16 protein-coding genes are annotated in these 18,178 nt (G+C 55.5%); 6 read left to right on the top strand and 10 right to left on the bottom strand.

The features are described from left to right. Positions 1-76 precede the first annotated feature (76 nt). Positions 77-1,267, bottom strand: a complete 1,191-nt coding sequence (locus K239x_RS20725; RefSeq protein WP_145420239.1) for a phosphoglycerate kinase — start codon at positions 1,265-1,267, stop codon at positions 77-79. Positions 1,268-1,607: 340 nt separating this feature from the next. On the opposite strand from K239x_RS20725, the gene K239x_RS20720 reads away from it, so the two are divergent. Next, positions 1,608-2,570, top strand: coding sequence for a hypothetical protein (locus K239x_RS20720; RefSeq protein ID WP_145420237.1), 963 nt, complete (start codon positions 1,608-1,610; stop codon positions 2,568-2,570). A gap of 57 nt (positions 2,571-2,627) precedes the next feature. On the opposite strand, the gene K239x_RS20715 is transcribed toward K239x_RS20720, so the two are convergent. Then, on the bottom strand, positions 2,628-3,467 hold the full coding sequence (locus tag K239x_RS20715; RefSeq protein WP_145420235.1) for a homocysteine S-methyltransferase family protein: 840 nt from the start codon (positions 3,465-3,467) through the stop codon (positions 2,628-2,630). Beyond that, positions 3,464-4,378: a hypothetical protein gene (locus K239x_RS20710; RefSeq protein WP_145420232.1), complete on the bottom strand. Its 915-nt coding sequence runs from the start codon at positions 4,376-4,378 to the stop codon at positions 3,464-3,466. The genes K239x_RS20715 and K239x_RS20710 overlap by 4 nt, the downstream gene beginning before the upstream one ends. A 73-nt stretch (positions 4,379-4,451) precedes the next feature. Between K239x_RS20710 and K239x_RS20705 the strand changes: the two genes are divergently transcribed. Continuing rightward, positions 4,452-5,168 carry an ABC transporter ATP-binding protein gene (locus tag K239x_RS20705; protein WP_419189218.1) on the top strand — a complete coding sequence of 239 codons (717 nt, stop codon included), beginning with the start codon at positions 4,452-4,454 and terminating at the stop codon, positions 5,166-5,168. 182 nt (positions 5,169-5,350) lie between these two features. Here K239x_RS20705 and K239x_RS20700 read toward each other — a convergent pair whose 3' ends face one another. From K239x_RS20700 to rpsL, 7 genes are all read right to left on the bottom strand, one after another. Beyond that, positions 5,351-5,689: a tetratricopeptide repeat protein gene (locus K239x_RS20700; RefSeq protein ID WP_145420230.1), complete on the bottom strand. Its 339-nt coding sequence runs from the start codon at positions 5,687-5,689 to the stop codon at positions 5,351-5,353. 204 nt (positions 5,690-5,893) lie between these two features. Further along, positions 5,894-8,545, bottom strand: a complete 2,652-nt coding sequence (ppdK, locus tag K239x_RS20695) for a pyruvate, phosphate dikinase (protein ID WP_145420228.1) — start codon at positions 8,543-8,545, stop codon at positions 5,894-5,896. 528 nt (positions 8,546-9,073) lie between these two features. Continuing rightward, on the bottom strand, positions 9,074-9,850 hold the full coding sequence (locus tag K239x_RS20690) for a sugar phosphate isomerase/epimerase family protein (protein ID WP_145420227.1): 777 nt from the start codon (positions 9,848-9,850) through the stop codon (positions 9,074-9,076). Positions 9,851-9,936: 86 nt separating this feature from the next. Further along, positions 9,937-10,962, bottom strand: a complete 1,026-nt coding sequence (gene mtnA / locus K239x_RS20685; protein WP_145420225.1) for an S-methyl-5-thioribose-1-phosphate isomerase — start codon at positions 10,960-10,962, stop codon at positions 9,937-9,939. Positions 10,963-10,997: 35 nt separating this feature from the next. Then, positions 10,998-13,091 carry an elongation factor G gene (gene fusA / locus K239x_RS20680; protein ID WP_145420223.1) on the bottom strand — a complete coding sequence of 698 codons (2,094 nt, stop codon included), beginning with the start codon at positions 13,089-13,091 and terminating at the stop codon, positions 10,998-11,000. 260 nt (positions 13,092-13,351) lie between these two features. Next, positions 13,352-13,828 (bottom strand): 30S ribosomal protein S7, encoded by a 477-nt coding sequence (rpsG, locus tag K239x_RS20675; protein WP_145420221.1) that lies wholly within the window; start codon positions 13,826-13,828, stop codon positions 13,352-13,354. Between the two features lie 60 nt (positions 13,829-13,888). Next, a complete protein-coding gene (rpsL, locus tag K239x_RS20670; RefSeq protein WP_145420219.1) occupies positions 13,889-14,254 on the bottom strand; it encodes a 30S ribosomal protein S12 in 366 nt (121 codons plus the stop codon). Between the two features lie 359 nt (positions 14,255-14,613). Between rpsL and tsaD the strand changes: the two genes are divergently transcribed. From tsaD to K239x_RS20650, 4 genes are read left to right on the top strand one after another with little or no spacing between them, the layout of a single operon-like run. After that, a complete protein-coding gene (gene tsaD / locus K239x_RS20665; protein ID WP_145420216.1) occupies positions 14,614-15,639 on the top strand; it encodes a tRNA (adenosine(37)-N6)-threonylcarbamoyltransferase complex transferase subunit TsaD in 1,026 nt (341 codons plus the stop codon). A 5-nt stretch (positions 15,640-15,644) separates the two neighbouring features. Further along, complete coding sequence (locus K239x_RS20660) at positions 15,645-16,235, top strand: GNAT family N-acetyltransferase (RefSeq protein WP_145420215.1); 591 nt, start codon at positions 15,645-15,647, stop codon at positions 16,233-16,235. A gap of 9 nt (positions 16,236-16,244) precedes the next feature. Continuing rightward, complete coding sequence (gene mqnB, locus K239x_RS20655; protein WP_419189217.1) at positions 16,245-16,910, top strand: futalosine hydrolase; 666 nt, start codon at positions 16,245-16,247, stop codon at positions 16,908-16,910. Further along, on the top strand, positions 16,907-17,746 hold the full coding sequence (locus K239x_RS20650; protein WP_145420210.1) for a menaquinone biosynthesis family protein: 840 nt from the start codon (positions 16,907-16,909) through the stop codon (positions 17,744-17,746). The genes mqnB and K239x_RS20650 overlap by 4 nt, the downstream gene beginning before the upstream one ends. Positions 17,747-18,178 lie beyond the last annotated feature (432 nt).

The raw sequence follows: 18,178 nt of genomic DNA, 5'->3' as shown, positions 1-18,178 counted from the left end.
CTTGAACTTCAACTCTTTCTGATTCCTAAAGATTCAGGTGCAGACTGAAGTTCAAGTGATCGGCAACGAGAGTGGATCAAGCATCGTCCAGCAAATCAACTGCTGCAAACGCTTGGCCTTCCAGCATCGCTAGACTTGCACCGCCACCGGTACTGACGTGGCTGACTTGATCGGCGAAGCCCATCTGATCGACAGCAGCAGCGCTATCACCACCGCCGATGATGCTGGTCGAATCGCTATCAGCAACCGCCTGTGCGACGGCTCGTGTGCCGGCGTCCATCGGTGCTTTTTCAAACACGCCCATCGGCCCGTTCCAAACTACCGTCTTGGCATTCTTGATGACTTCGCAGTAATTCTTGGCCGTCTCAGGGCCGATGTCCAAACCTTCCATGCCGTCGGGGATTTCGCCCGCAGCGACAACGACTTTGTTGCAACCGGCAATGTCACCGAAGTCGTCGCCGCAGTGAGTGTCGACAGGCAAGTGCAGTTTGTCGCCGGCTTTGGCGAGTAGTTCTTTGGCCAAATCGACTTTGTCTTTTTCGACCAAGCTATCGCCGACCTTGCCGCCTTGTGCCAACGAGAAGGTGTATGCCATGGCTCCGCCGATCAGGACTGCGTCGCAGATCCCCAGCAAGTTATTGATGACGTTGATCTTGTCGCTGACTTTGGCACCACCCAAAATCGCCACGAACGGGCGGCCCGGATTTCCAATCGCGTCACTCAAGTACGCGATCTCTTTGGCGACCAAGTGACCGACCACGCGAGGTTTGCCAGCCATCGCTTCGGGAACAGCGACCATCGACGCGTCCTTACGGTGGCAGGTTCCAAAAGCGTCGTTGCAGTAAGCGTCGGCCATCGCAGCCAGCTTGCCAGCAAATTCGGCCGACCCGGCTTTTTCACCTTCGTTGAATCGGAGGTTTTCTAAAACCAGGACGTTGCCATCAGTTAACGCCGCGGCTTTTGCTTGTGCGTCTTCACCGACCGTGTCCGTCGCAAACGCCACCGGCTTGTCCAGCAATTCGCCCAAGCGTTTGGCGGCGGGGGCGAGCGAGTATTTCGCTTCCGGCGTGCCTTTGGGGCGACCCAGGTGGCTCATCAAAATCACTCGTCCACCACGATCGATGACGCTTTTGATGCTAGGCAATGCCATGCGGATTCGGCGATCGTCGGTAATGTCTTGGTTTTCGCTCAACGGGACGTTGAAGTCGACACGCATCAGAACGGTTTTGCTAGCAACGTCGATGTCGTCAATTGTCTTTTTGGCCATGCTTGGATTTCGTTAGGAGGTGGTTGGGGGAACTGATATCGCTTGGCACAGGGCTTTTTGCGGTGATTTATCAGCTTCAGTGGGACTGTGGCTCGCGCCGGCGGTTTACTGGCGTCGCAGCAAATGTTTGATATCGCTCCCTGATTATCGGAAAACAAACGGAAGTGTCGAGTCGGGGCAATTCGTCCTGGACGATTGGCAAATTAGCGGTCTTGGTGATGAACTCGCGGCGGTTCTGTTTCCCGGGCGTTGTTTTTCTTAACAATGGCGAACCAAACGCCGAATAGATATTCCAAGTGCCCCAAGTAGCAGATTGCCGCTGGGATAGCGCTCTGTGGTGGTGGCCACAGTTACAACCGGTCGGGGGACTTCGGTGGCGGTAGGTTCGATCAATACGTCTGCACGTGGCCTGAGAGCCGTCGTGTTTGCATTGCTGATCCCAGCATTGTTGGGCGCTGGATTGAACCTTTCCTGCTGCTCTTCTAGCCAATCCGCCGAACCAAAATCGATTGGCAACCCGTTCTCCGGACTCAGTAGCAGTTCGCAGCGCAAGCAGGTGTTGGCTAGTTTGCCGATGAATCGCCTGACGCCTCAAGCAAGAAAACGCATCACTTCGATTGCGAAATCGCCGACTATTTATCGACGACTTCCGACCCAGGCAATCGATTGTGATCGCGACATGTTCTTATTCTTGACGCGCAATAGCGAAACGCTTGTGGGGTTATGGGACTTAATGGGGATCACCCAAGTCCAAACCCGACGGACGGGCAAGTATCAGTTGGAAGCCCAGGACGGTGCCGGCACAACTTGCACGGTGGACTTGATCTATGGCGATTCGAACCTGCACATTTTCGTCGCGGACGGAATGTACGACGGCAAGATGACTGCCAAGCCGATCAAAGGGAGCGGCGTCTTTGTGCTTCGCAGTGGCTACGCGAAATCGGCGAGCGGTTCGACAACCGTTACCGGAACACTGGACGTGTTTGTTCAGTTTCATGGCATCGGCACCGACTTGATCGTCAGAACTTTGAGCGGGGTGATCGGTCGTTCGGCGGATAGCAATTTCACTGAGACGGCCAGGTTCATTGGGCAAGTCTCCCAGGCTTCGGCGAAAAACCCGCCCGCGATGGTCGACGTTGCAGGACGATTGCCTCAAGTTGACGATGTGACGAAAAAGCAATTCGCTGAAGTGATCGCCGGCGTTGCGGCACGAACTACTTTGCCGTCCCGCGCTGCTGAACCGAATGTAAATGTTCAGCCGCCGCGAACTGCCGTGCGAACGTTGACCAGGCGCACCAAGTAATTGGTTCTCGTGACGCTGGTGGAGTGTCACGGTCCTGCGTGGCTGCCTTTCGGTCGTCTAGGTAGTCAGGCTTTGTAAGCTGGCAGTGTGCGCTGGCGTCGTGCCACAGCAGCCGCCAAGGATCGTTGCTCCGGCGTCGACCCACGTTTTCGCTAGCTCTCGATACGCTGCGGTGCTCTTGTCACTTGAGTCATTCCACGGGATCGATTCGCTGGTCCGCCCCGCATTGGCATAGGCGCCGATCGGTACGCCAAGATTGGCCCTGGCGATCGCTTCGACGAACGGCAGCGTCCACGTTGCACCAATGCAATTTACTAAAACCGCCTCGACGCCAGCGTCGACCGCCCGTCGAGCGCACTGTGCGACTTCGGCGGGCGTCAGCAAGTCACCGTCCGGCCCGGCGCTGAGCGACAGCCACGTCGGTTTGCCTGTCTGCACGGCTTGCTGGACTGCGATCAATGCTTCGCCTGGGTGCGGAAACGTTTCGCACAGCAGCAGGTCACAACCGCATTGTGCCAGCTCCATCGCCATTTCGCGGTGTTCAATCGCTGTGGTTTTCGGATCGGAATCGGCAGGCGACAAATCGCGGCGGTAGCAATCCTGTAGCGGCGCGATACTGCCTGCGACTCGCATTTCTGTGCCGATCAATTGGCGCGTCATCTGGATCGCCGCGGCAGTCAGCTGTTTCCAGCGATCGCCCACCGAACGTCGTTTGGTGCGAAACGTATTGGCTGTATGAATCGTCGCGCCCGCAGCGGCGTAGTCGCGATGGATGTCGGCAATGACGTTGCCCTGCTGTGCAATTGCCGCAGCACTCCATTTGGGGCCGTCGATTGAAATGCCGCGAGCGTCTAGCTGTGTCCCTACCGGACCGTCCAGGATCGTCAGTTTGCTCATTGAGCGGCGGCAATCGCGTCGTTCATTTTTTGCGATAGTTCGGGAATTTGCTGGAGGCTGTATTTCGGCAACGCAGCGATTGCCGCAAGCTCTCGCGTCCACGGCACTTTCTTTCCGGGAGGCAGATCTTCCAACGCAAACGCTTTTTCATTTGGAAAGCCGAGCAGCGAAAACTCGTTTCCATCCACGTGAATGCGTTTGCTTTCTTTGGTGCCATGGGCGAACAGCCTGAGTGGTTCATTAACAGGCGTTAGTTGGCCTTGGGCGTTGTTTCCTAGTAACCAAACGATCGTCGCGCCTTCGCCCGTTACCGGATCAATCCAGATCATGTGACGGGTGACTAGTTTCAAGTGTTTGCCGTTTCGCAGCATCACCGAAGGAGCATCGAACACTAGCAGCGTTGTGGTCTGGACGATCGTGTTGACTTGCGCCAATTCCGTCACGCTGGATCCAAGGATCTTGCGAGAAATGAATCCCAGCCCGCCGCCAAGCTCGTTTGCGGTGGATTCGGTCACGATGGTGGGGACGCCACGAATCGGAACGCTGTAGCCGACGCCCACGTTGCGAAGAACGTACTGCCCACCGGGTTGCTGCGGAGGCGAGACGGTCGCCAGAATCGTCAGTGAAAACGCAGTCGCAGCGTCGCGAATGCCGCTGGATAGCTTTTCAATGTCGCCGCTGACGATTTTAGAATTAGAAAGCAGGATCGCGCGGTTCCAATTGCCTGATGCAACGTCTGCGGCTGGATACTTGACGCCCGACGATATCAGCGTGATCGGTTTGCGAGTCGCCGACGCGTTTTGCTGCGACTGCAAATTGGTCGTGGCACTGTCTTGAGCCGACGCGCAAATCGCTGAACCGGCCAGCATCCCTAACACGAATGCGATAGACTTGGCAGACAATAATTGCATGGTTTGCTGTGAAGCGTGTGATGAGTAAACGAATGCCAGACCTGATTGCAGAGAGCTGATTCTAGGATTCCTGATGACGAAAGCAAGCGAAGTCGGTACGCAAGCAAATACGACAATGCTCTCGGATAGCCCGATTGTGTCGCTGGTCGGCGTAACGAAACACTATGCCGAAGGAAACGTCAAAGCTTTGGACAACGTTTCGCTGGACATTGCCCGGGGCGACTTTCTGTCGATCATGGGGCCCAGCGGAAGCGGCAAGTCAACGATGCTAAACATGATCGGAGCGTTGGATCGACCAACGACGGGTGATGTTTTGTTTAGCGGTCAAAGGATCCAATCAAACACGAACTTGGATCAATTGCGTTCGCAGCAGATCGGGTTTGTGTTTCAATCGTTTTACCTGCTACCGAATTTGACGGCGCTGGAAAACGTGCAGATCCCCATGTTCGAAACATCGCGTGATTCTCAGCAGCGAATCATGCACGCCAAGCGGTTGTTGGAGCAGGTCGGGTTGGCGAATCGTGTCAACCATTTGCCAAAGCAGTTGTCGAACGGTCAGCGGCAGCGGGTTGCTATCGCGCGTGCCCTGGCAAATAGTCCTGCGATGGTCTTGGCCGATGAACCCACCGGAGCCTTGGACAGCCAAAGCGGCATCGACATCATGAAAGTACTCAGCGAGCTCAATTCCCAGCACGGTACAACGCTAATTGTGGTCACGCATGACCAAAACATCGCCGACCAAGCCAAGCAAACGATCTACATCAAGGACGGCCAAGTGGTGGCCACCTAATCGATGTGAAATGGCGAATTGATGTGTGAAGGTGAATCGTTGCGTAAAGGCCACGTGTGTCGGGCAATGGAAAACCATCGCCGGACCGAAGTCTTTTTCGCTTCACGTCGCACGTCGCGTTGAAGCCATCGCGGCCACGTCAGCATCGGGATTGGCGGCTAGCCCGGTAGCGAATTTCGCTACTAGCTCTGCGACTGAATCATCTGGGCTTTGGCCATCGCGTCTTCGGCTTTCTGGATGTACTGCTGCTCTTGCGTGCCAGCCCAGGCTCTCTGGTAAGTCACGCTCAGTGCGGTGAAGTTGAACGAATCGGTAGGCTCAAGTTCAACGACTTTTTCGCCGTGCTGGATGGCCAAATCGTGTTGGCCGGTTTTGGTGTAAACGCGAGCGAGGGCCAAATGAGCCAGGACGAACGATTCGTCTTCGGCGACGATTTCGTTGAGGCCGGTGATGGCTTCCTCGAACTTCTCGTCGTCAATTAGCTTTTCGACTTCGCTGTACTTGGCGTGAATATCGGTCATGGGTGACTCTTAGCTTGGTTCAGATCGGCCAGACGCTGGAGTCAGGCGCTGAAGCTAGCCACAGGCCCCGCTCACACGGCTATGCCGGTGAAAGGCTCGTGGCTAGCGGCAGCGGCTAACATTTGATGAATGGCATAAAAAAAGAGCTCAGGCCGGATCGACCTGAACTCTTTGATGTTAGCGGGTTTCGCTATGGTTCGGCAACTACTTGCTGTTCTTCTTCAGGGTCAGAGCTGCTTGTGCGGCCGCCAAGCGTGCGATGGGCACGCGGAAGGGGCTGCAGCTGACGTAGTCCAATCCGACTCGGTTGCAGAAGTCGATCGACGATGGGTCACCACCGTGTTCGCCACAGATACCGATTTTCAGTTTGTTCTTTGTCTGACGACCTTTGGTGACGCCCATGTCGACCAATTGGCCTACACCGGTTTGATCCAGCGACTGGAACGGATCAACGTGCAGGATGTCTTGTGACAAGTAGTCAGGCAAGAACGTGTTGATGTCGTCACGGCTGTAACCGAACGTCATTTGAGTCAAGTCGTTAGTGCCGAAGCTAAAGAAGTCGGCGTACTCGGCGACTTCGTCAGCGGTCAACGCAGCACGCGGGATTTCGATCATGGTACCGATCAAAATGTCCAGTTTGCCAGCGAATTTCTTCTGCGTAACAACTTCTTCGATCGTTGCTTCGACCTGGGCACGCAACATTTTCAGTTCCGCAGCAGTACCGACCAAAGGAATCATGATCTCGGGCTGAGCCTTGATCTTTTTCTTTGAGCAGTTGATCGCGGCTTCGACGATCGCGCGAACTTGCATTTCCAAGATTTCGGGATACGTCACGCTCAAGCGACATCCACGGTGACCCAACATGGGGTTGGACTCGTGCAGTGCTTCCGCACGCTTGACGATCTCGGCTGGCTTGACGCCCAGCTCTTTCGCCATGGCTTTTTGAGCGGCCGGTTCGTGAGGCAAGAATTCGTGAAGAGGCGGATCAAGCAAACGAACTGTAACTGGCAGTCCGTTCATGGCTTTGAAGATGCCTTCGAAGTCTTTGCGTTGGAACGGCAGCAACTTCTTCAGAGCCGCACGACGATCGTTTTCGGTTTCAGCCAAGATCATTGCACGCATGTGAATGATTCGGTCCGCTTCAAAGAACATGTGCTCGGTGCGGCAAAGGCCGATGCCTTGAGCACCGAATTCGCGGGCACGTTTGCTGTCCTTGGGGGAGTCCGCGTTGGTGCGAACGTCCAAGGTGCGATAACCGTCAGCCCATTTCATCAATTTGGCAAAGTCACCGGACAGCTTTGGCTCTTGCGTTTCGACTTCACCGGAGATGACTTCTCCCGTGGTGCCGTCCAAGCTGATGATGTCCTTGGGGCCGAACGTACGTCCGTTGACCTTGATCTTTTGGCCTTTGGCGTTGATTTCGATTTCGCCGGCACCTGCTACGCAGCACTTTCCCCAACCACGTGCGACAACCGCAGCGTGACTGGTCATGCCGCCGGTGCTGGTCAGAATACCAGCGGCAGCGTTCATGCCGTCGACGTCTTCTGGGCTCGTTTCTTGGCGAACCAAGATGACTTTTTCGCCAGCTTCGGCACGTTCACGTGCGTCTTCGGCGGTAAAGGAAAGCTTGCCCACCGAAGCACCTGGCGAAGCAGGCAAACCGCGAGTCAGCACGTCGGCTGCGTTACGAGCGGTTGGCTTGAAACTAGGCAGCAACAGTTGAGTCAGGTCGTTCGCAGGAACCCGCATGACGGCTTCCTTTTGATCGATCAATTTTTCTTTGACCATGTCGCAAGCGATCTTGACCGCTGCAACTCCGGTGCGTTTTCCGGTACGCGTTTGAAGCATGAACAGCGTTCCACGTTCGATCGTGAACTCGATGTCTTGCATCTCCGTGTAGTGATCTTCCAAGATCTTTTTGATCGCCAATAGTTCTTTGTGAACCGGGCGATTCCACTTTGGCATTTCAGCAACAGGCTGTGGTGTGCGGATACCAGCCACCACGTCTTCGCCCTGAGCATTGATCAGGAATTCGCCGAAGAACTTGTTTTCGCCAGTGTTTGGGTTTCGGGTAAAGGCAACGCCTGTTCCCGAATCGTCACCCATATTGCCGTAGACCATCGACTGAACGTTGACAGCTGTTCCCAGCAAGCCACGGATGCCTTCGATCTCGCGGTAGCGAACCGCACGTGTTGTGTTCCAAGAACCGAACACAGCCTTGATAGCGTGCTCAAGTTGCTTGACAGGATCCTGCGGGAATTCTTCCTTACAGTGTTTCTTGTAGACAGCTTTGTACGCCTCGCAAAGTTCTTTCAAACCTTCGGCAGGTACTTCGGTGTCTTCGGTGACTTTGTACTTCTTCTTGACCTTGTCAAAAGCGACCTCGAACTGATGGTGGTCCATGCCCATGACAACGTCGCCGAACATGTTGATCAAACGACGGTAGGCGTCGTAAGCAAAACGTTCGTTCTTGGTTGCTTTGGCAAGACCAGCGGTTGAAACGTCGTTCAAGCCCAAGTTCAAAATCGTGTTCATCATGCCCGGCATGCTGACCGCAGCACCGGAGCGAACACTGAACAACAACGGGTTGGAATCGTCGCCGAATTTTTTCTTCAGCTCCTTCTCCATGATTTTGACGGCTTTGTTGACTTCTTCCATCAAGCCCTTGGGAAGTTTTTCGCCGCCCTTGATGTACTGATCGCAGACTTCAGTCGTGATCGTAAATCCGGGAGGGACCGGTAAGCCGATCGAAGTCATCTCGGCTAGGTTCAATCCTTTCCCGCCCAGAATTGATTTGGATTTGCCTTTGCCTTCGGTCTTTGTTTTGCCGAAGTAATAAACCATTTTGTTCGCCATGGAATCTCTCTGTCGAAACCGTCGTGGTTGGTGAAGTGGGTGATGTTGCTCGGCCGCACGTTGGGTCGAGCTACTTGGATTAGGCCGAATGAATAGGAAGACGCGCCGCTAAGATTTTTCGCCGGTGTGTCGGGTCGGGAATCCTTTCCTTCGACACAATCGCGTGCGACAATTAACACGGCCTGGAATCGCGGCTCTGAGAATAGCCTCAAAACTGCAAAAAGCACGTCTTTTCGGGGCTGAATGTATTTGCGCCAGGCCGTCAGGTCAATGAGACGCAGGTGCAACCCACACACGTTTTTGGCGGATTCAACACCTCGCCGAATAGCCGCGAAATAAATGGCGGGGTACTAGGTAACCGCAGGTGGCTTTAATGGTGGCTGATGGGGCATTGTGGCGTCAGCTGGTTGCGATGCAATGGCGTCGGTGCGGTCCTGGAGGGGCTGCATGTTGGTGCGTTCGGTCGCCTTGCAGCTTGTTTCGGTAGGACTCGTTCGGGGTCTAGCGGCGTTTGTGCAGCGAAATTGGCTACATGTTCCGAAGGTATTCGACGCCCAGTTGCAGTTCTTCCAAGCTGGAATCGGCCCGGCCGACCACGAAGTGACCTCGGTACTGAATGTCCTCCAGTAGTCCCAGCAATTGCGGAAAATCCGCCGTCCCTTGTCCCAGCGGAACATTGATGCCGCGACCGGCTGCCAAGTCCAGTACGCCGTCGACCGCATTGACGATTTGAATCCGTCGTTTCAGTGCCGAGACCGTGTCCGGCACGCTGTGCCGATTGACGATCAACTGACCTGGGTTGAGAGCGACGGCGATGAACGCATCGTCTTCGTCGCCTAAGAAGCTGGCGAGTTTTTCGCCGGGTTCGGTGCCCGTTTCGGCAGCAAAAAATGCTCCGATTTTGGCGCCGTAACGCCCGATATCTTGAATGACCGCTTGGAATGGTGCCCACCTGGGATCTTCGTCTGAATCCGGGATTGATCCAATTTGGTTGACGACGACAGGGCATCCCAAATCGTATGCAAATCGCATCGCCGATTTGGTCGCGTCGACGCGTTGCTCCAAGTCCTGTTCGACGTCATATCCTCGACGAGTTTGAAAACGAAGTGACGCGACTCGCAAGTTTAAGTCGCTGAGCATTTTGCGAAATTGCCGTAGTCCCGTATCGGACAGATCGGTTGGCCGAACACCGTTTCTGGCATCCAGTTCGACCGCCGACGCGCCCAGCCTTGCGGCCTGCTCGAGCGCGCATTTGATCGGCATGCGAATCGCATCCAATCGAACTGCGATCTTCAATTCCGCCATCGATACATCCCTTTGGTTTTGATTCGCGCTCAGACGCGTGTACTGCAAGTTGGTGTTTTGAGTGATCGTGTTCTGGCGACTGTATTCTAGCGTTTGGCGCCGAGGTGTTCGGCTAGCTTTTCGCGATCGGGCTTCATCACGACGCCTCGCTCGGTGATGATCGTGCTGATGAGATCGGCGGGGGTGACGTCGAACGCTGGGTTCATCACCTTGGCTTCATCCGGAACGATCTTTACTCCGTGCGGGCAAGCTACTTCGTCCCGTTCGCGTTCCTCGATGGGAATCAAGTCGCCGTTTGCCAGTTCCAAGTCGAACGTGCTGGAGGGAGCCGCCACGTAGAAAGGCACATCGTGATAGCGTGCCAAGACCGCCAGCGGGTAGGTGCCAATTTTGTTTGCAGCGTCTCCGTTGGCGGCAATGCGGTCGGCGCCGACGATGACAGCACCGACTTTGCCAGTTCGCAGCAAGCTGCCGGCCATGGAATCGGTCAGCACCGTGACGGAAACGCCAGCCTGGGAAAGTTCCCATGCCGTCAATCGCCCGCCTTGCAGCAGTGGCCGCGTTTCGTCGGCGTAGACTTCAAGCGATTCGCCTTGTTGGTGCAGATGGTAGATGGGCGCGAGCGCCGTTCCCCATGTCGACGTTGCTAGTCCGCCAGCGTTGCAATGCGTCAGCACGCCTTGCTTACCCGCTAATAGCGGAGCGCCGTTGCGGCCGATGCTGTGGCACATTTCGCGATCTTCGTCGTGAATCGCGATCGCTTCGGCAAGCAGTTTTTGCGGCAAGTTATCCTCGCCGGATTCAGCGATCCGCCGCATGCGATCAAGAGCCCAGAATAGATTGACTGCTGTTGGGCGACTGGTGGCCAAGCATTCGACGGCGTGAAGATAAGCTTCGCGGTTCGGCTTTCCATCAGCGCCTTTGGCCAAGCAGACTCCGTAGGCGGCGGCGATCCCAATCGCTGGAGCTCCACGAACGACCAGTCGTTTGATTGCGTCGTGGGTTTGCTCAACCGTTTTGCAGTCCAACGTTAACAGCTGCTCAGGCAGTTTGGTTTGGTCGATCAAGACAAGCGTGTCGTCGCGAAAGGCGATGGTTTCGGGTGCAGGCATAGTTGTTGTTCCGCCGGGGCCGGCAAGTGAGCTCGTTAGAACTGAAAACTGTCAGCGTCTTCTTTGGGGGCAGGTTGGTAGTTCAGGGGCTCCATGCTGCTGCCCGCGCGACCTTGGCTTAGGCTTCGTACTGCGCTTTCGTAGCCGAACATTTCTTTCAGCGGTGCGTGAGCCGTGATAACGGTCATGGCACCGCGTGATTCGTTTCCGGCGACCGTTGCGCGGCGTTGGTGCAGGTCGCTGACGATTTCGCCCATGAAGTCCTCGGGCGTTGTGACTTCGACTTTCATCACTGGTTCCAGCAAGACCGGTCCGGCCTCCGTCAGCGCTCGGTCAAAAGCGTCGCCTGCTGCGATGCGGAAAGCGATTTCGTCGCTGCCTTCTTCGTGCATCTCCGCGTCATAGACTTCCAGTTTGACGCCCGACAGGGGGAAACCGGCGATCATGCCGCCGCCTTCGGCGCGTTCGCGAAGTTCTTCGATTGCTGCGGTTCGCAGTGCGTTGGTGATTACCGTTTCGGGTGGAATGCGATCGAAGACCAATACAGGTGCCGACGAATCCTCCAGCGGGCTGACTTTGACGCTTAGTCTCGCAAACATTTGCGTGGCGCCTTGCTGACGGTTGCACTGGCCAACGACGTCCGCGCTGCCACCGATTGTTTCGCGGTAGTTCACGCGAGGTTTGTAGAACTTGACGTTCAGTCCAAAGTCGCGTGTCAGTCGGTGCTGGATGACTTCCAAGTGCAGTTCGCCCATTCCGCTGATGATGGTCTGGCCGATCTCTTCGTTTTCGACCGCGCGAAAAGTTGGGTCCTGTCGCCGCAGCATCTCGAGCGTTTCTTCCAGTTTCTTTCGGTCGCCCGTATTCTCGGGTTCGATCGCCATCGAAATCACGGTCTCGGCGAACTTGATGCTAGGCAGTTCGATGGCATCTTTGGTGTCACAGATTGTGTCGCCCGTGATGGCGAATCGTGGTCCGATCACGCAGCAAATGTCTCCTGCGGCTAGGGTTTCGATTTGACCGTCACGGTCCTTCTTGCTCGCGTGGATTTGCCAAAGCTGAGCAATGTTTTCTTTCTTTTCGCGGTTGGGGCATTGGACTCGCGAGTTCTGTTTGATTTGGCCGCTGTAGATTCGGATCCAGTAGTTGTCGCCTGTCTTGGCAGGCAAGATTTTGAACACCAGGCCGCAGAACGGTTCCTTGGGGTCTGGTTTTCGCGAACGCGTCTTGTCGGGTTTCTTGGGATCGAAACCTTCAACCGGCGGACGATCCAAGGGGCTGGGAAGGTAGTTGCCCACGGCCGTCATGAGCGGTTGAACTCCGATGCCGTGCAGTGCCGATCCACACAGAACGGGCTGGATTTTCTGCGTCAAGCAGCCGTCACGCAGTGCCGCAATGATCATTTCATTGGGGACTTCTTTTTCGTCCATCGCCAACGTCATGGCTTCTTCGCTCAGTTCGTAAACCGCCTCCAGCATTTGCTCTCGCCAGAGCTGAGCTTCGTCGAGCAATTCTTCGGGCAGGTCCGTTTCCTTGATCTCTTTACCGTCGGTTTCGGGATCAAACTGCAGGAACTTCATTTCGACCAAATCGATCACGCCGCGAAACGGATTGTCGACGTGCGCCGGGCCTTCGCCGACGGGGAGTTCGACGGCGACAGGTTTTCCACCCAAGCGTGGTGCGATGTCGTTGAAGACGGCTTCAAAGTTGGCGCCTTCGCGATCCATTTTGTTGATGAAAACAATTCGCGGTACGTTGTAGCGATCGGCTTGCCGCCAAACGGTTTCGCTTTGCGCTTCGACGCCTTCGCGAGCCGAAAAGACCGTCACTGCTCCATCAAGCACTCGCAGGCAACGTTCGACTTCGGCGGTAAAGTCAACGTGTCCGGGGGTGTCCAGCAAGTTGATGTTGAAATCGCCCCAGTTGAATTTTACGCAGGCGCTGAAGATCGTGATGCCGCGTTCTTGTTCTTCGGGATCATCGTCCGTGTCCGTCGTGCCATGGTCGACCCTGCCGACGCGGTGTTTGGCTCCGCTCAGATACAGCATGCGTTCGGTAACGGTCGTCTTGCCCGCATCGATGTGTGCAATGATGCCGATGTTGCGGAGCTTGGATATGTCGGAAGCCATGGTGGATCGTTGGGAAAGGTCTGGTCGTGATTGGCTTTCCCGTTTGGGGAAAGTCGAGCTGAATTCAAAGAAGGAGTTGAGCAACTTCGGCAGAGGAGGGCTTGCTGGGGCAGGTCCTCTCCGGTCGCTGTTTTGTTCGGTCCTTCCGCACGCAGAAGTGCCAATGGTTGGTTGCAGACATCCTATCGCAGCGCATGAAAAACCGCGACACGGTCAGCGACCGGACGCGGTATTTGAATGATCGTTTGCGTTCGCGGAAACTACCAAGCGAAGTGAGCGAACGCCTTGTTGGCATCAGCCATACGGTGAGTGTTCTCACGCTTGGTGTAGGCAACGCCTTCTTTCTTGTAAGCAGCCAACAGTTCGTCGGCCAATTTCAAGTGCATTGGGCGGCCCTTCTTGTCGCGAACAGCTTCCAGCAACCAGCGAAGTGCAAGGCTTTGCTGACGTGCTTTGTTCACTTGCATTGGAACTTGGTAGCTGGCACCACCGACTCGCTTGGAGCGAACTTCGATGTACGGCTTGATGTTCTCGACCGCAGTTTCAAAAACGGTGATCGGCTCGTCTTCGCCAGTTTCGCCACGCTTGCCAATTTCTTCCAATGCGTCGTAGAAAACCTTCAGTGCAACGGTTTTCTTACCGTCGAGCATCAGGCAATTGACGAACTTACCGGCCAGCAACGAATTGTGTCGCGGGTCGGGTTTCAGTTGAGTTCGGCTGGAAGTAATACGTCCCATGTTTCGCTTCTAAACTATTTCTAAAGTTTGTTTTTGATGAACTAGCAACCGCAACAGCGATTACTTCTTGGCACCGTAACGACTACGCGATTGCTTACGTCCTTCGACACCCAATGCGTCACGCGAACCGCGGACCACTTGGTAGCGAACACCCGGCAAGTCACGGACTCGACCACCGCGGACCAACACAATCGAGTGTTCCTGCAAGTTGTGGCCTTCACCTGGGATATAAACGGTGACTTCTTTGCCATTACTCAATCGAACACGCGAAATTTTACGCAACGCCGAGTTCGGTTTCTTGGGCGTCATCGTACGCACCTGCAAACAAACACCCTGTTTTTGTGGGCATTTTTCGAGAACAGGAGACTTACTTTGGCTCTTCTTGAGCTTGCGTCGTTTGCGGACGAGTTGGTTAATCGTTGGCATTAAAATGGATTTCGCTAGGGATTCCGCCGGAAATTACCGCTATTTGATTGGTTTTGGAAAGCGGCAAGTATCGCGGTAACGCCATCGGTGTCAATAGCTTCCGTGTATTTTGCTGCCCGGTTACCCTGGAGCCAGCCCGGCAACCGCTTGAAGACCTGTTTTCAAGGCAACGGCGTGGTCGCAAAGAGGCGCTGCAATCAGCGTTTTGAGTTGGCCCTATCGTTTGTGTATTCGATCGTTGGCTTAATAGTTGGGCCAGTAGTTTGACCCAGTAACCTTCCTCCATGCGGGCTGATTTCAGAACTGGGCCGGTCCCGATTCAGCGGATGCCCCTGCTTTTCCTCAGCTCCTAGCTCTCAATGTCGCCCATTTTAACAATCGAATCGACGTGTGACGAAACCGCGGCGGCGATCATCGACGAGGACGGGGTGGTGCTGGGAGACTGCATCGCGACTCAAGAAGAGCTGCACGAAAAGTTTCGCGGGGTTGTCCCCGAAGTCGCCGCTCGCGCTCACCTGGAGCGGATTTTACCGGTGATCGATACGGCATTAAAAAAATCTGGCGTCGACCCGCACGACCTGCATGCGATCGCTGTCGCCGACCGTCCTGGCCTGGCCGGATCCCTTCTGGTGGGGGTGGTCGCTGCCAAGACGCTTGCCCTGGCTTGGGAAAAACCGCTGGTGGCCGTCAATCATTTGCACGCCCATCTTTATGCGTGCCAGTTGGCTTCGGATGTTCCGGTCTATCCCTGCATCGGAATGGTCGTCAGCGGCGGGCACACTTCTCTTTATCACTGCACAAGTCCGTTGGATCTGGAGTACCTGGGCGGCACGATCGATGATGCGGCGGGCGAAGCGTTTGATAAGGTCGCGGCGATGCTCAGCTTGGGATTTCCCGGCGGGCCGGCGGTGTCGAAGTTAGCGGCGCAAGGAGATCGCACCGCGCACGATTACCCACGATCCATGATGCATGACGGCAAATTCAATTTCAGTTTCAGTGGTTTGAAGACTGCCGTGCGGTACTCGATCGTAGGGCCCGGGCAGCAGGATTTTTCCAAATTGAAACTTTCTGACCAAGCCAAAGCGGATGTGTGTGCGTCGTTTGAGGCTGCGGTCGTCGATGTGCTTGTCGGCAAAAGTGCCAAAGCCATCAAGCAATTCGATTGCAATCGGTTGATCGTCGGCGGCGGCGTGGCGGCGAATGGCTATTTGCGAGAGCAGTTGGCTGATTCCGCCAGATCCAGTGGCTTTGACATCATCATCGCTCCGATGGATTTGTGTACGGACAACGCCATCATGGGCGCGATCGCTTGGGAAAAAATCAAACGCGGCCAGTACGCTTCGCTGGACTTGGACATCACCCCTGGCTTGCAACGCGGTTTTTGATCGCCATGACCAAACCGCAATTGAAAATGACTTGGCCAGTCGATCGCCTGGCTGATCCGCCGACGGTGACATTGCCGAGTGAATACTCGTTGCGGCTTTGTGCCGAGCATGACGAAACCGCCTTTGTTGCATTGATGCACGGCTGCGGTTGGGACGATTGGGACAGCGAAAGATTGGCGTATTGCAAATCCCGTTTGCTGCCCGAGGGCTGGTTCGTCGTGATCGAAGACGCTTCGGAGGAACTGGTCGGCTCGGCAATGAGTCTCCACAACTATTCCGAAAAACTACCTTACTCGGGAACTCTCGGCTGGGTCGGCTGCGCGCCAAATCATCGCGGTCGCGGAATTGGTTCCGCGTTGGCGTCGGCTGCAACGGCAAGGATGATCGAAGGCGGGTATCGACATATTGAGTTGTACACGGAGCACTTTCGCACGGCCGCGTTGCGTTCGTATCTGCGGCTCGGTTACGTTCCTTATCTTTACAACGATGCGGTGGCGAACGTGTGGCAGGAAATCTGCGCGACGTTGTCTTGGCCGTTCACGCCGAAAGCATGGCCGGTTGGCGACGATGCGTTTCCGAGTGTTGTTAACGAATAGATTATTGCTGTGCCCAATCTGATATTAGTCCCGACGAAACGCGAACGCAGTGTCATTGAACCGCTACTGTCAGATGCGGCAACGCAACGTGGCTGGCAAATCGAAATCGTCGGTTTTGGACCGCTCGCGTCGGCGGCACGCGCCAGCCAACTGATCTCCCGTCATCGTCCCAGTAAAGTTTGCTTGGTCGGCGTTGCGGGGGCGTTTGACATTCGCGAGTGTCCGGTAGGAAACGCAATGCAGTTTCGGACCGTTGAGTGCGACGGAATCGGAGTTGGAACTGGTCCGGAGTATCGCAGCGTGGTTGATATGGGATGGTCGATGTTCGATGACGAAACGATTTCGGTAGGAGCCCGCATCGGGTTGCATCATGATGAACGGGGCGGCAGCGAGCCGCGCGAATCCAACAGTGCAAGCTTGTTGACCGTTTGCGCCGCGTCGGCCAACACGCAAGAAGCGTCTTCGCGACGGCGGCGATTTCCCGATGCAGTTGCCGAAGACATGGAAGGGTTTGCGGTGGCGGTTAGTTGCCAGCTTGCCGGCGTGCCGCTGCGGATTGTTCGCGGGATTTCCAACGAAGTTGGCGATCGCGACCACGGTCGCTGGCAGATCGATCCCGCCTTGGAGTCCGCCGCCCGCATGGTAAACGACGAAGTGATCGGAGACACAGCATGAGTCAGGCAATCCGATTGGGCATCTCAACGTGCCCGAACGACACGTTTACATTTCATGCCATTTTAAATGGGCTGATCGACACGCGCGGCTTGGATTTTCAGATCGAATTGCTGGACATTCAAGAACTGAACGACCGATTGTTTGCGGATCGTTTCGACGTGGCAAAAACAAGTTTCCACGCCGCATTGCTGCTGGCCGACCGTTACGTGGTGTTGCCCAGCGGATCGGCTCTTGGTTTTGGCGTCGGTCCGTTGCTGCTTTCGGCACAGCCTGGCAGCCAGCCTGTGGATGACAGTCAGTTGACGCTGTGCCCCGGAAAACACACGACCGCGGCATTGTTGTTTGCGCTGTTTTATCCCGGCACAACTCGCGTCGAGCAGACGGTTTTCTCCGAGATCATGCCGCAGCTAAAGAAACGGCAAGCTGATTTTGGCGTCTGCATTCACGAAGGACGCTTTACTTGGCAGGATGAAGGTCTGGGATTAGTCGAAGACTTGGGCCAGCGTTGGGAGCAAACGACGGACTGTCCTCTGCCACTGGGCGGACTGGTGGCATCGCGACAACTGAGCGCAGAAACCATTTGCAATGTTCAAGCGGTCGTCCGCGAATCGCTGGAGTATTCTCTGGCGAACCCGTCCGGTGCCCTGCCGACGATGCGAAAATACGCCCAGGAGTTTGACGATGATGTTTTGATGCAACACGTCGACCTTTATGTCAACGACTGGACGCGGGAGCTGGGCAGTGTCGGCGAAAATGCACTGCAGGAGCTTTCGTCGCAAGCCAAAAGCGTGGGCTTGATCGAGGCCAATGCGCCAGGATTGGTGATCGCGTCGTAGGACGTGTTTGCTAAGACGCCGGGCACGAATTTTGCAAATCGGCATGCCATGTTGGTTCCTTTATCGCGGCCGGGGCAACTGATGTCAGCTGGGATTGGGGCGCTGCATCATCCGGGGCTTTCCCGCCGAACAACCCTGGCAGGCGGTACCAGCGTGATGCGATCACCAAAAATCTGACTCGGTTCCGTTATTGAGATTTGCACCTGGGACAAACTTGATACCTCTATTTAGACAGGGAGCCGATGCTTCCGCTAAACCGAGTTCACCGAAGCAGCACGGCTGAGCGATGCAGGTCGCATGAGGTCACGAACGTTCACCGAGAAAGGGTCCGCAATTTCGTTTCGAGCGATACGAAGCGAATCGGTTTCGGCGGAACAATTTTGTTCACCATCGATCCCCGCGATACTTGGGGGTAAACCCGCGTAGCCTGAA

It is taken from the genome of Stieleria marina (assembly GCA_007741555.1).
In the GTDB taxonomy this organism is placed as follows: domain Bacteria; phylum Planctomycetota; class Planctomycetia; order Pirellulales; family Pirellulaceae; genus K23-9.
The sequence above is the reverse complement of the archived record's forward strand: the minus strand, read 5'-3'. Positions and strand labels throughout refer to the sequence as shown.